The following is a 13,785-nucleotide window of genomic DNA, read 5'->3' as shown; positions in this document are numbered from 1 at the left end:
CGGCGGTGGGCGCACAGCCCGTCAGCCGCCGGTGCCCTCCGCGGCACCGTCGGGCGTGAGGGCGCCGTCGGCCTCACCGGCGTCGAGGTGCACGTGCTGGTGTCCGTTGCCGGCGTCGATGTTGATCTGGTCGAGTTGCGTCGCGGCCACCGACCAGGTGGTGGCGGCGAGCGTGGCCTGCCGGGCGGCCAGCGCCAGGTGGTCGGGCCGCAGGGCGTCGGGGGCGGACGCCGCCAGGGCCACCGAGTCGACCGCGACGGTGGCCTGGGCCACCGCGCTGCGCAGGCCGCCCCGGGCGACGTTGGTGGCGGTGGTGCCCGAGGGCGGGTCGGCGTACTGCTCGGTGAGTTGGCGCATGGTCTGCCGCCACTGGTCGAGCTGCGCCGCTTCGGGAGCCCGGCCGGACTCTCCGTTCTCCCGCACGGCGACCAGGATCGGGGCCATCTGTTGGCCGGTCCGGCGCGCCAGGTCGGTCAGTTCGACGATCTGGCGCGCGTCCCGTTCGACCTCCGCCGCGCGCATCTCGGCGATCCGCGAGTCCGTCTCGTCCGGCCGTCCCAGGGTGAACCCGACCAGCCCGCCCACCAGGGCCACCACCAGCACGGCCGTGACGGCACCGAGGATCGACCAACCGGAGGTCCGCGCTGCCGAGGCCGGCGGGGTCGCCAGGTAGGAGGGCCTTCCGGTACGACGGGACATGGCCACCCCTCGGGATCGACGACGATTCGCTCGGAGCGTAGCCCGTATATCACAAGCCGTCGATACTTCTGTGCATCGTGGCGTCGACTTTCACTCGGCGGACACGAAAGCCTGCCGACGGCGTTCGGCGCGCCGCCGTAGTGTGACGGCGACCAGCAGGGCCGTACCCGCCATCAGCACGGCGCTGGCCACGGCGGCCAGCCGGAACCCGTGCACGAACGCCTCCCGCGCGGCGGCGAGGAGCCGCTCACCGACCTCGGCGGGCAGGTGGTCGCCAGCGGCCAGGGCGGCGGTGAGGTTGTCCCGCGCGGCGGTCGTCGCCTCCGGACCGGCCTCGGCGGGGACCGCCGTGGCCATGTCGTGCCGGTAGACCGCGGTGATCAGGCTGCCGAGCAGCGCGATGCCGAAGGCGCCGCCGAGTTGCGGCGCCGTGGCGGAGATCGCCGCCGCCGCGCCGGCCCGCTGCGGCGGTGCCGCTCCGACGACCATGTCGGTGGCGAGTGCCATCATCGGCCCCAGTCCGGCGGAGACGACGACCGCCCCGGTCACCAGGATCGCCAGTCCGCCGACCTCGACCTGGGTGAGCAGACCGTAGCCGACCGCGGCGAGCGCCAGACCGGTCGCGGTGACCGTGGCCGGGTCGACCCGGCGGGCGATCCGTGGGGCCAGCGTGGACCCGACGATCACGCCGACGGCCGAGGGCGCGGTCCACATGCCCGCCGCCAGCGGGGACAGGCCCTGCACCAGTTGCAGGTACTGCGCGATGGCGAGGTTGGATCCCCACAGGACGAAGATGCCGAGCGCCAGGGTGGCGGCGGCGACGGCGAGTCGGCGGTCGGCGAAGAGCCCGAGGTCCAGGAACGGGTCGGTTCGGCCGCGCTGCCGCCGGACGAACAGCACAGCGGCGGCCAGGCCCGCCACGACCGCCAGCAGCGACGTCGGGTGCACGCCGTCGGCGGCGATCCGCTTGAGCCCGTACACCACCGGCAGCACCGCACCGAGCGAGAGCAGCGCGCTGACCAGGTCCACCCGGCCAGTGGCGGCGCGCCGCTCGGGCAGCAGCGCCGGCCCCACCACCAGCAGCACCAGCATCACCGGTACGCCGAGCAGGAACACCGAGCCCCACCAGAACCGCTCCAGCAGCCACCCGCCGACCAGTGGCCCGACCGCCGTACCGCCGGAGACGCTGGCGATCACCACCCCGATGGCCACCGCCCGCTGTCGTGCGTCGACGAACATCACCGTCACCAGGGAGAGGATGGCCGGCATCAGCGTCGAGCCGGCGACCCCCATCAACGCCCGGGCGACGATCAGCAGTTCCACGGTGGGGGCGTACGCCGCGGCCACCGAGGCGACGCCGTAGCCGGCGGCGCCGAGCAGCAGCATGCGGCGTCGTCCGATGCGGTCGCCCCACACGCCCATGGTGATCAAAGAGCCGGCGAGCAGGAAGGCGTAGACGTCGACGATCCACAGCAGCTCGGTGCTGCTGGCCGAGAGGTCCCGGCCGATCGTCGGTAACGCCAGGTGCGTCACGGTCAGTTCCAGCGAGGCGAGCAGGGCCGGCAGGGCGAGCACCGCGAGCCCGTACCACTCCCGCCGTCCCGCCACACGGCGCGGCGGCGTCACATCCATCGGGGTCGTCATGGAGCCGAGCTTCCGACCTCAACCGAACTTCAGGTCAAGCGGATTCGCGGCGTGCCCCGAGCCACGCCGCGAATCCCGCCGGGTCGCTGACGACTATTCGCTGCGTAGCCCCTCGGCCCGGGTCAACCGCCACAGCAGTGGCAGGCTGGCGGCGGTGACCACGAGCACCAGCACCGCGGCGGTGCCGGACACTCCGGCGATGGCCGCCCAGTTGACGCCGACGGAGATCCCGGCGACCGACTGGAGCAGGGCCGCCACCGCGCTTCCGGTCACGACCGCCAGCAGCATGCCCAGCGTCACCGGGATCGCCACCTGATAGAGCACGGATCCGGAGAGGCTGCGGCGGCGGGCGCCGAACGCGCTGAGCACCGCCAACGGCCGCCGCCGCTCGCGCAACTGTTCGAGGATGTTGACCAGCATGCTCGCGCCGATGACCAGCAGCAGGACGACCGCGCCGATCTGGAGCGCCTGCTGGTAGCCGGCCAGTACCGAGGAGGTGCGGCGTTCCTCGAACGTCTGCACGACCGCCGTCGGGTCCACCTGCGCGACGGTGTTGCGCAACCGCTCCACCGTGTCCCGGTCGGCCGGGTCGTACGCGACGAGCACGCTGCTCGGATTGACCGGCGGCACCTCCAACGCTCCCGGGGTGAGCAGGAAGTCCGCCACGACCAGCGTGGAGTACTGCCGCACCGTGGGGACCTCGGCCGGCACCGTCCAGCGGATCGGCGTGCCGTCGTCGTCGAAGGTGAGCGTGGTGCCCGCCTCCGTCGACGCGCCACCCGGGCCGGCGAAGCTGTCACCGTCGGCACAGGAGGACAGCTCGGCGTACTGGCGCAGGGCCGCGCAGTCGGCGATGTAGACCCGATGGACCTGCGCCGCGTCCGGGGCGGTGCCCAGATCCGCCACCCCGCTGGTGGCCCGGACCCCGACCGTGTCGGCCAGCGCCTCGGCCCAGGTCCGCGCGGGACCGTCGGGCGTGCCCGGCTCGTAGACGAAGACGACGGCCTGGAAGTCGTCGTCGGGACTCAGGTCGCTCGCACTGTACGTCTGCGCCGCGCCGAGCACTCCCTGCACGGCGATCACGCCGGCCACCGACACCGCGATGCCGGAGACGGCCCGGACGGCGGTGTCGCTGTCCAGTTGCAACCGGCGTACCGCGAGCTGCCAGGCGACGCCGCCGCCCCCCAGCCGCCGTACCGTCGCCTGTACCAACCACGGCAGGAGCAGCACCACCCCGACCAGGAGCAGCGTCGCCCCGGCGGCGAGTTGCAGCTCCACCAGCAGGCCGCCGGCCTGCTCGGTGAGACCGCCGAGCAGCGGGTAGAGCAGAAGGAGTCCGACCAGTGACGGCAGTGGCCGCCACCAGAACCGACGATGACGCTCGCCGCCGCGCCGGACCACGCCGAGCGGCTCGATCACCACCCGCCGCAGCGCGGAGAGGGTGACCAGGACCGCGACGGTCGGCACCAGCACCACGACCAGCAACGCCAGCACGGGTACCGGACGCATGTCGGCGGCGAAGAAGCTGAACCCGGGCGGCAGCAGGTCGCCGGCCACCCCACGGACGCCGAGGAACGCGAGCGCCCCGAGGGCCAACCCGAGCACCGCGCCGACCAGGCTCTCCCCCGCCGCCACCCGCCGGGTCATCGCGCTGTCCGCGCCGACCAGCCGGATCGCGGCGAGCTGGCGGTCCCGGGCCTCACTGCCGAACCGCACCGCCGTGGTCACGAAGATCATCACCGGCAGCAGCAGGACCACCAGGCCCAGCACGCCCAGCACCAGCAGCACCGGCGACACTCCCCCGGCCTCCTGCGGGCCGTCGCCGCCGTACGCGTCGATCCGCCGGGCGCCGGAGGTCTCCTCGTCCACCTGCTCCGAGTGGAGGTAGAAGAGTCGTTCATCCGGGCCGGCCAGCCCGTCGGGGCCGATGGTGCCGACCACCCGGCCGCCCCACCGCTCCCGCAGCAACGCACCCTCGGGCGAGTCGAGCAGCTCGGCCAGGGCCGGCGAGACGACCATCTCCCCCGGGGCCAACCGGCGGTCGACACCGGGTGGCAGCGGCGTCCGCTCCCCTTCGGGCCGCACCAGCCAGCCGTTGACGTCGACGCCCCGGTAACGGGACTCCACGTCCACGGTCAGCAGGGTGTCCGGCCCGGGTGCGGACACCACCGGGCCCGGCAGGCGTGCCGCCTCCCGGTCGCCGCGCGCGGCGGCCAGCGTGGGCAGGGCGGCGGCGGTCAGCAGCATCACCACCCCGAGGCCCACACCGACCGAGATCAGGGCCAGTCGGGCCCAGCCGGACCGGCCGCCCGCCACGCTGAGTCGTACGCCCAGGGCCAGGTCGTCGAGCCAGCCCGCCGCGCCGCGCCGCGTCCCGGCGCTCATCGGACGTGCGCCGGGGTACGGACCTTGCCGTCGCGCACCACGACCTCCCGGTCGGAGTACGCGGCCACCCGCACCTCGTGCGTGACGAGCACGACCGCGGCGCCGGTCTGCCGGGCCGCCTCGACGAAGAGCCGCATCACCCGCTCGCCGTTGAGCGAGTCGAGCGCGCCGGTCGGCTCGTCGGCGAAGATCACCCGAGGGCCGGTGATCAGCGCGCGGGCCACCGCCACCCGTTGGCCCTGGCCGCCGGAGACCTCGCCGGGGCGCTTGCCCGCCACGTCGTCGACCTCCAGCCGGGCCAGTGCGTCGCTCGCCCGACGTGCCGCCTCCCGCCGCCGTACGCCGGACAGCCGCAACGGCAGCGCCACGTTCTCCAGGCAGGTCAGCTCCGGCACGAGCTGCCCGAACTGGAACACGAACCCGAACTCGGTCCGGCGCAGCGCGCTGCGACGCTGGTCGGACAGGGCGACCAGGTCCTGCCCGGCGTAGCGGACCCGGCCGGAGTCCGGCGCGACGATCCCGGCCAGGCAGTGCAGCAGGGTGGACTTGCCGGAGCCGGAGGGGCCCATCAGAGCGAGCACCTCACCGGCGTGCACCCGCAGCGACGCGCCGTCCAGCGCCGGGGTGGCGCCGTACGTCTTGACCAGCTCCTCCGCCTCCAGCAGTGGGTTGTCCGTTGCGGGGTTCATCGCGTCTCCTCTCGCACCTGCGCGCGGAGCTGGTCCAGCCGGGCGGCGGTCAGCTCCAGCCAGCGCAGGTCGGCTTCCAGGTGGAACAGGGCGTGGTCACAGACGAGCTGGTCGGCCAGGTCACCGGCGAGCTTGCGCTGGGTCAGCTCCCGCATCTGCGCCAGGTGCGCGGCGCGCTGCACGTCGAGCAGGTCGGCCGCGTCACGGTCGGTCAGCAGCGCCAGCACGACCTTGGTGTAGAGCTTGCTCTGGAGATAGACCTCGGGCTGCTCCGGCCGGGCCAGCCACTGCTCGACGTCGGTGACGCCGGCATCGGTGATCGCGTACCGCTTGCGGTCCGGGCCCTCGCCGGGCTCGGACTGGACCTCGACGAGACCGTTCTTGAGCAGGCGCGCGAGCGTGGCGTAGACCTGCCCGTAGTGCAGCGACCGACCGCGACCGAACTGGTCGTCGTAGGAGCGCTTGAGGTCGTAACCGTGGCGCGGGCCCTGCTCCAGCAGACCCAGTAGGGCGTAACCGACAGACATGAACGCCACTATACACACGGGCTATACACGCAGTGTCTACGCCCGGAGCGGCATGACCGCCGGCACCGTCGCCGAGGTCGGCGCGCGGACCCGACAGACGTAGGAGTCATATATCGAAATCTTTGAACACCCGTCGGATGACCGGTCGTGAGCTGGGCCGTAGCGTCGACGTGATCCACCTCGCACGGAGACGGACACGCACCGTCACCGGACCGCGAGCGTCACGCCCCCGTGACGGACCGCCGCGTCGGTAGTGGATCGGCGCTCCGTGCTGTCCTTTCCACCCCCGAAGGAGCAGAAGTGCCCCGAAAGCCCCGCTCGTCACGCGCTCGCCGCAGCGGCGCGTTGCTGTTGTCCACCGCCCTCGTCGCCTCGTTGACCTCGGTCGCCGCGAAACCCGCCTCGGCGGCGCCGGAGGAACCCCTCAAGTCCAACGAGATCTTCCTGACCGGCCCGAACCAGGGCGCCCCGGAGGACATCGCCGCCGCCTACCTGCGCGCCAACCCGGCCCGGCACGGCGTGACCGCCGCCGATCTCGGCGACCTGGCCGTGCTGTCCAGCTACACCAGCCGACACACCGGCGTCACCCACGTCAACCTCGCCCAACGCCACGAGAAGTTGGAGATCTTCGGGGCCACCGCGACGGTCAACGTCGCCCGCGACGGCAGCGTCATCTTCGTCGGCGACACCCTCGTGGCCGACCTGACCGGCGACGCCACCGCCCCCGACCTGGACGCCGTGGACGCCGTCGAGGCCGCAGCCGACGCCCTCGACCTGCCCACGCCCACGAACACCCGCGTCATGAGCCGCACCGGCGGCCCGGCCCAACGCACCGTCGTCAGCGGCAGCGGCGTCTCCGCCGAGCCCATCCCGGCCAAGCTCGGCTGGCAACCCACCGACAGCGGGCTCCGTCTCGCCTGGCAGCTCGTCATCGACGACGCCACCGACGCCCACCTCTGGAACGCCACCGTCGACGCGCAGAGCGGCGACCTGCTCGGCGCCGACGACTGGACCACCCACGAGCACACGGACGACCTCGCCGAGACCCTGCACCCGGTCTCCGGCCGGACGATGCCGGCTCGGCGCTCCGCACCACTCGGCACGCCCGACCCCGTGCAGGACGGGTCGAGCTACCACGTCTACGGCTACCCGACGGAGAGCCCGAACGACGGCCCCCGCAGCGTGGTGACCAACCCGGCGGACGCGCTGGCCTCGCCGCACGGCTGGCACGACACCGACGGCGTGCCCGGCCCCGAGTTCACCACCACCCAGGGCAACAACGTCCACGCGTACCAGGACCAGGACAACAACAACGCGCCGGACTTCGGCAGCAGCCCGGACGGCGGTCCGAACCTGACCTTCAACTTCCCGCTCGACCTGAACGAGAACCCGCAGAGCTACCGGGACGCGGCCACCGCCAACCTGTTCTACTGGAACAACATCATCCACGACGTCTCGTACCGCTACGGCTTCGACGAGGCGTCCGGGAACTTCCAGGCGAACAACTACGGTCGCGGCGGTGTCGGCGGCGACTACGTCCGCGCCGAGGCCGCTGACGGCGGCGGCTCGAACAACGCCAACTTCTCCACCCCGGCGGTGGACGGCGTCGGCGTACCCCGGATGCAGATGTACCTGTGGCCGGGCAACCAGTTCGGCGCCCAGAACCAGGTCGTCGTCGACGGGGTCGGGTCGTTCGACGCCACCTGGTCGCGCTACAGCCCGGCACCGACCGGCGCCGGTCTGTCCGCCCGCCCGTTCGTGCACGGCGGCACCGGCTGCGCCGCCTCGTCGTACCCGGCCACGCTGCCCGACGGCGGCTGGGTCGCGGTGGTCGACGGCGGCACCACCGCCTGCACCTACCTGCTGCGCACCCAGATCGCCGAGTCGCTCGGCGCCGACGCGGTGGTGGTCGCGCACAACGCGGCCGGAGCCGCCCCGGTGCTCACCGGTGCCATGACGACCGCGCCGGTCACCATCCCCGCGGTGGCGGTCACCCAGGCCGACGGCACCACCATCAAGGCCGCGATCGCCGAGGGCACCGTCACCGGGTCGGTCCGCAAGCACCCCAGCCACCCGGGTATGCGCGACGGCGACCTCGACGCCGGCATCATCATCCACGAGTACGGGCACGGCATCTCGCTGCGACTGACCGGCGGCCCGGGAATCAACTGCCTGACCGGCAACGAGCAGATGGGCGAGGGCTGGAGCGACTTCTTCGCGATCACCACGCTGCTGGACCCGGCTCTCGACACCGCCGACGGCTCGCGGGGCCTGGTGCCGTACGTGCTGTACCAGGAGGACCGCACCGGCAACGGGCTGCGCCCCCGGCCGTACTCGCGGAACATGGAGACGCAGCCGTTCACCTACGACAGCATCAAGACCGGCGGCTGGCTCAACGGCACCTCGCTGGCCGCGCCGCACGGCATCGGGCACGGCTGGGCCGCCGTCCTCTGGGACGTCACCTGGGACCTCATCGACCGGCACGGCCTGAACCCGAACGTGTACGGCGACTGGAACACCGGCGGCAACAACCTCGCCATGCAGCTCGTCATGGACGGGTTGAAGATGCAGGGCTGCGGGCCGGGCTTCGTGGTCGGCCGCAACGCCATCATCGCCGCCGACGCGGCGCTGACCGGCGGCGACAACGCCTGCACCCTCTGGGCCTCGTTCGCCCGCCGGGGTCTCGGCTACAGCGCGGTGCAGGGCACCACCAACCGGGACGACAACACCGAGGCGTTCGACACGCACCCGTCCTGCCGGGGCGACTTCGTCGGCCGCACCGCGGCGCCCGGGCTGAACACGCTGCCCGCCGGGGACGCGGCACCGATGAAGTTCCAGCTCGCGAGCAACCGGGGGCTGGACATCCTGGCCAGCAACTCGCCGTACTCCCGCCTGGTCGACTGCGACACCCTGCGGACGGTCAACCCGGACGGTTCGGTCACGCCGCGACCGGTCCCGGTGGCGGCCGTCAACCCCGGCAACTCCCGCATGTCGGCCAACGCCAGGGGCCAGTACCACTACGTCTGGAAGACCGACCCCGCCTGGGCCGGCACCTGCCGTGAGTTCGTGCTGACCCTCGACAACGGATACCAGTACCGCACGTACTTCAGGTTCACCGGCTGATCCGGTAGCCACCACCGGGGGAGGGCTCCGCACCACGGGACCCTCCCCCGTCCATGCCCGCAGGTGTACCCGGGCGGTGAAGGGGTAGGAACCGCCGACCGACGACCCCGCGCTGCCACGCGGAGTCCAGCGCAGGCCGGGGGGAACGGGATGAGCCGGGTCCGCAATCTGCGCGTCCGCCCCGACCTGCTCTATCTGGCCAGCGGCTGGAGCACCCTGGTCACCGACGTCCGGGGCCGGATCATCGGCACCGGTCCGCAGGGGTTCTTCGCCCGCAACACCCGGGTGCTGCACACCGAGCGGATCACCGTCGACGGGCGGGAGCCGGTGCCGTTCAGCACGGCCACCGTCGGAGGGTACGCCCAACTGTCGTACGCCGAGCTGGGCGCCGGTGACGAGCTGCCCTCGCGGGCGGCGTACCTGACCGTGGCCCGGTTCGTGGGGGCCGGGCTGCGGACCCGCCTGACCGTGCTCAGCTACGCGGACGTACCGCTGGAGCTGCGGCTGCGGATCGAGCTAAGCGCCGACTTCGCGGACACCGGCGAGGCCGAACGGGGCCGGCGGGTGCAGTCCGGCACGGTCGAGCGCCGGTGGGATCCGGCGGAGCGGGAGCTACGACTGACGTACCGCTGTGACGGCCTGGACCGGGCGGTGGCGATCCGGGTCCGCACCGACCAGCCGATCCGGTACGCCGACGACGGCTTCGAGGTGGACCTGGCGCTGCCGACCCGCGAACGCCGACAGGTGGAGATCCTCGTCGAGCCCGTCTTCGACGGCGAACGTCTCGTCGCGCCACCGTCGAGCTTCACCGACTCCGGTGACCTGGCCGGCGCGGCACGTGGCCGGCTGGAACGCGAGTTCACCCGGTTGACCAGCACCAACTTCGACGTGACGGCGTCCTGGCGATGCGCGACGGAGGACCTGGCCGGGCTGCCCCTGGGCGAGCCGGCCGGCCCGACCGCCCCGATCGCCGGCCTGCCGATCTATCAGGAGATCTTCGGTCGGGACACGATGACCGCCTCGTGGCAGGCGTTGCTCGCCGGTCCGACGATGCTGGCCGACAGTCTCCGGCTCAACGCCGCGCACCTCGGGCGGCGCATCGACGACTGGCGTGACGAGGAGCCCGGCAAGCCGCTGCACGAGGCGCGTCAGGGGCCGGTGTCCGCGCTCGGCCTCGATCCGCTGTCGCACTACCACGGCGACTGGTCCACCGCGCCGGACTTCCTCGTCTTCCTCGGCCAGTACTACGCCTGGACCGGGGATCTCGACACGGTCCGCGAGTTGCTGCCGGCGACGCGTCGCGCGCTGGACTGGCTCGACCGGTTCGGCGACGAGGACCACGACGGTTTCCTGGAGTACCACTGCCGCTCCCGGGTCGGTGTGAAGAACCAGGGCTGGAAGGACTCCGACGACGCGGTGGTCGACGAGCACGGCAGGTTGGTGCCGAACCCGATCGCGAGCAGCGAGTTGCAGGCCTACTGGTACGCCGCCCTGCGGCACGCGGCCGTGACGTTCACGGTGACCGGTCATCCCGCGACCGGCGCGGCCCTGCTGCGTCGGGCGAGGGCGCTGCGTCGCCGGTTCCACCGCGCCTTCTGGATGCCGGACCGGGGTTGCTACGCGATGGCCCTCGGCCCGGACGGGCAGCAGGTCCGCTCGGTCAACTCCAACGACGGGCACCTGCTCACCAGCGGGATCGTGCCGGCGCGGATCGCGCCCGTGGTGGCCGACCGGCTGTTCGCGCCGGACATGTTCAGCGGGTGGGGCATCCGGACGCTCTCCGCCACGCACCCGGCGTACAACCCGTTCAGCTACCACCGGGGCAGTGTCTGGCCGGTCGAGGCGGGCACCATCGGCCTCGGGCTTGCCCGGTACGGCTGTTGGGACCACCTGCACCGGCTCGCCGAGGGGACGTTCGCGGCGTCGTCCCTCTTCGCCGAGCACCGGCTCCCCGAGGTGCTCAGCGGTCTGCCCCGCGACACCTTCCCGCACCCCGGGGTCTATCCGAACTCGTGTTCCCCGCAGGCGTGGTCGGCCAGCGCCATCGTCGCGCTGGTGCAGGCACTGTTGGCGCTGCGCCCGGCCGCGCCACTGCGGGCGATCCTCCTCGACCCGCACCTGCCGCCGTGGCTGCCGGACCTCACGCTGGAGGGGGTACGGGTCGGCGGGCACACCTTCGACCTGACGGTGCGACGTCGACCGGGCGGGCGGACGTCGGTGCGTACCCGGGGTGACCGGATCGCCGTGCTGCGCCGCCCCACCCGTCAGGCGTCGGCCACCCGGCGGCACCGCCCCTGACGATCGTGCCGTGTGGTGGTGCGCTCAGGAGAAGCGGTCCGGGTCACCGGCGCCGACCCGGACGATCTCCGGCTCGCCGTCCGAGAAGTCGATCACCGTGGTCGGTTCGGTGCCGCACTCCCCCGCGTCGACCACCGCGTCCACCGCGTGGTCGAGGCGTTCCTTGATCTCCCAGCCCTGGGTCATCGGCTCCTCGTCACCGGGCAGCAGCAGGGTGCTCGACAGCAACGGCTCGCCCCACTCGTCGAGCAGCGCGCGGGTGACCGGGTGCGCGGGGATGCGGACGCCCACGGTCTTCTTGCGCGGGTGCAGCAGCCGACGCGGGACCTCGCGGGTGGCCGGCAGGATGAAGGTGTAGCCGCCCGGGGTGGCCGCCTTCACCGCCCGGAACACCGCGTTGTCGAGCTGCACGAACTGGCCGAGCTGGGCGAAGTCCCGGCAGACCAGGGTGAAGTGGTGACCGCTGTCGAGCTGGCGGATCTCCCGGATCCGGTCCATGCCGTCTTTGTTGCCGAGCCGGCTGCCCAGCGCGAAGCAGGAGTCGGTCGGATAGGCGATCAGGCCGTCGCGCCGGACGATGTCGATCACCTGACCGATGATGCGCGGCTGCGGGTTGTCCGGATGCACGTCGAAGTACCTGGCCATGGCCCGAAGCTTAGGCCGCCGGGAAGTGTCGCATTGGTGACAGTGGCGGCTCGCGGTCACGTGTCGACGCCCATCGTTGTCGGTATGGTCGGACGAGCCCACGACGGCGGCTACCGCGACACCTTCCGACACCCCGCGACACCCACACCCGTCCGGATCACCGTGCTCGTCTTCGGCGTACTGGCGCTGCTGTTCGCGCTGGCGACCGCACACCGCGCGGTGGTCGACGGCGGTTCGCTCGGTGCCGCCGTCTTCTTCGCCGTGATGGCCGTGTCGTGCACGCTGGTCGCGGTCAGCCTGGCCGCCCGCCGCCAGTGGGCGCCCTTTCCGGCGTACGCGCTGACCGGTCTGCTGGCCGCCGCCTCGCTCGGCCTGTGGGGCGCGATCACCTGCGTCGGTGCGATCCTGCTGGTCTGGGTGCTGTGGGCGCTGAACACCCGGGTCTCGCGGGACTGGTTCGGTCGGCGCGGACGGCTGCGGTGAGCACGACGCACCGACCGGTGCCATCGGCGAGGGCGCGCCGCGTCACCGGACAGGCGGGTCGTCCCGCCCACGCCGGTCACGGCGGCCCTCCCCGAACGGGATCGGCGCGCCGCTAGGCGGTCGTCGAGGACTCGGTCTCCGGCTCCTCGTCCGCCTCGGTCGCCGCCGCCTTCTCGGCGTCGGTCTTCTCCGCGTCGGCCTTCGGCTTCTCCGCCTCGGCCGCCGGGTTCTTCCAGGAGAACTCGATCTCGATCGAGTACTCGTCCTTGCCCTCCTGCTCGATCTCCAGCTCGCAGTGCACCTGGTCGGCGACGGCGATGGTGCCGGCGGCGCCGTAGAAGACCTGCCCGCTCTCCACCTGGCTCGCCACCTGCCGCAGCCACGCGGCCAGGTCCGCCCGCGACACCGTCCGCTCGTCCTCGTAGATATCCATGCCGTCATGCTGGCATTGCGGTGTCGACCGAGCACGCTCAGGGTTACCCGGTCGGCGGGGTCGCAGGTGGGGTCGCCGGACCGCGTGTCGGGTGGGGTTCAGGCGGCCGGACCGGCCGCCCGCGCGTCCGTCGCGACGGCGATCTCCCGGCGGCGGACCGCCGCGATCATCGCCGTCCCGGCCGCCATCACCGCACCCGCCATCAGCAACGCCCAGGACCCGCCGACCCGCAGCGTCAGCAGCGCCGCGACCAGGGCGCCGAGGCCCATCGCGACGATCGCGGCGAGCCGCCGGACCCAGGCCGCGCCCACGCCCCCGGCGGCCCGACTGTCGGCCGAGAGGTTGACCATCGTCATCGTCACCACCACCGTGGAGAGATCCCGGATGCCGATGTGGCGGACGGCCGCGGCCTGGGCACCGAGCACCAGCGCCAACAGCCCGGTGACGACCAGCAGCGCTATCCCGTCCGGCGAACCGGTGCCGAGCCAGAGCGCGGCCAGCGCCAGCGTCGACGCGCTTCCGGCGACCAGGACGAACAGGCCGGAGCGGGGCAGCTTCGCCGGGCCCGCCGCGCCCCGGGTCAGCCGGGCGGCGAGCACCGCGCCGAGCATGAAGGCCAGCAGCGCCACCAGGTTGTTGAGCACCGGCAGCCCGGCGACCCCGGCCAGGCCGAAGCCGATGAAGAGCACGTTGCCGGTCATGTTGCCGGTGAAGACCCGGTCCAGCGCGAGGAAACTGACGCCGTCGATCGCCCCGGTCGCCACGGTCAGCACCAGCAGCGGTACGTCGTAGGTCTTGGTCATGAGCCTCTTCCGCAGCTCGCCGGCACCGCCGTGTCGCGCGTCGAGAGCGGCCGTGA

At 72.8% G+C, this 13,785-nt stretch carries 11 protein-coding genes; 3 read left to right on the top strand and 8 right to left on the bottom strand.

The features are described from left to right. Positions 1-21: 21 nt before the first annotated feature. From ACIBO1_RS23590 to ACIBO1_RS23570, 5 genes are all read right to left on the bottom strand, one after another. Positions 22-699 (bottom strand): hypothetical protein, encoded by a 678-nt coding sequence (locus tag ACIBO1_RS23590; protein ID WP_396750040.1) that lies wholly within the window; start codon positions 697-699, stop codon positions 22-24. A 90-nt stretch (positions 700-789) separates the two neighbouring features. Continuing rightward, a complete protein-coding gene (locus ACIBO1_RS23585; protein WP_396750038.1) occupies positions 790-2,343 on the bottom strand; it encodes an MFS transporter in 1,554 nt (517 codons plus the stop codon). Positions 2,344-2,436: 93 nt separating this feature from the next. Then, entirely contained in the window at positions 2,437-4,728 is a 2,292-nt protein-coding gene (locus ACIBO1_RS23580; protein WP_396750036.1) for an FtsX-like permease family protein, read from the bottom strand. Continuing rightward, a complete protein-coding gene (locus ACIBO1_RS23575) occupies positions 4,725-5,417 on the bottom strand; it encodes an ABC transporter ATP-binding protein (RefSeq protein ID WP_396750034.1) in 693 nt (230 codons plus the stop codon). Before ACIBO1_RS23575 ends, ACIBO1_RS23580 begins: the two co-directional genes overlap by 4 nt. Beyond that, positions 5,414-5,944, bottom strand: a complete 531-nt coding sequence (locus tag ACIBO1_RS23570) for a PadR family transcriptional regulator (protein ID WP_396750032.1) — start codon at positions 5,942-5,944, stop codon at positions 5,414-5,416. Before ACIBO1_RS23570 ends, ACIBO1_RS23575 begins: the two co-directional genes overlap by 4 nt. A gap of 300 nt (positions 5,945-6,244) precedes the next feature. Between ACIBO1_RS23570 and ACIBO1_RS23565 the strand changes: the two genes are divergently transcribed. Continuing rightward, positions 6,245-9,067: a M36 family metallopeptidase gene (locus tag ACIBO1_RS23565; protein ID WP_396750030.1), complete on the top strand. Its 2,823-nt coding sequence runs from the start codon at positions 6,245-6,247 to the stop codon at positions 9,065-9,067. A gap of 150 nt (positions 9,068-9,217) precedes the next feature. Beyond that, entirely contained in the window at positions 9,218-11,365 is a 2,148-nt protein-coding gene (locus tag ACIBO1_RS23560; protein WP_396750028.1) for a glycogen debranching N-terminal domain-containing protein, read from the top strand. A 24-nt stretch (positions 11,366-11,389) separates the two neighbouring features. Here ACIBO1_RS23560 and ACIBO1_RS23555 read toward each other — a convergent pair whose 3' ends face one another. Beyond that, the gene (locus ACIBO1_RS23555) at positions 11,390-12,010 is read right to left on the bottom strand and encodes an L-threonylcarbamoyladenylate synthase (protein ID WP_396695262.1); all 621 of its coding nucleotides are present in this window, start codon (positions 12,008-12,010) and stop codon (positions 11,390-11,392) included. An 84-nt stretch (positions 12,011-12,094) separates the two neighbouring features. Between ACIBO1_RS23555 and ACIBO1_RS23550 the strand changes: the two genes are divergently transcribed. Continuing rightward, entirely contained in the window at positions 12,095-12,493 is a 399-nt protein-coding gene (locus tag ACIBO1_RS23550) for a hypothetical protein (protein ID WP_396750026.1), read from the top strand. Positions 12,494-12,605: 112 nt separating this feature from the next. Here ACIBO1_RS23550 and ACIBO1_RS23545 read toward each other — a convergent pair whose 3' ends face one another. Both ACIBO1_RS23545 and ACIBO1_RS23540 read right to left on the bottom strand, forming a co-directional pair. Further along, complete coding sequence (locus ACIBO1_RS23545) at positions 12,606-12,926, bottom strand: amphi-Trp domain-containing protein (RefSeq protein ID WP_396750024.1); 321 nt, start codon at positions 12,924-12,926, stop codon at positions 12,606-12,608. Between the two features lie 98 nt (positions 12,927-13,024). Next, a complete protein-coding gene (locus ACIBO1_RS23540) occupies positions 13,025-13,729 on the bottom strand; it encodes a YoaK family protein (protein WP_396750022.1) in 705 nt (234 codons plus the stop codon). Positions 13,730-13,785 lie beyond the last annotated feature (56 nt).

The sequence above is a fragment of the Micromonospora sp. NPDC049903 genome (genome assembly GCF_044460945.1).
Lineage (GTDB): Bacteria > Actinomycetota > Actinomycetes > Mycobacteriales > Micromonosporaceae > Micromonospora.
Note: the sequence above shows the minus strand (reverse complement) of the source record. Positions and strands in the feature narration are given on the sequence as shown.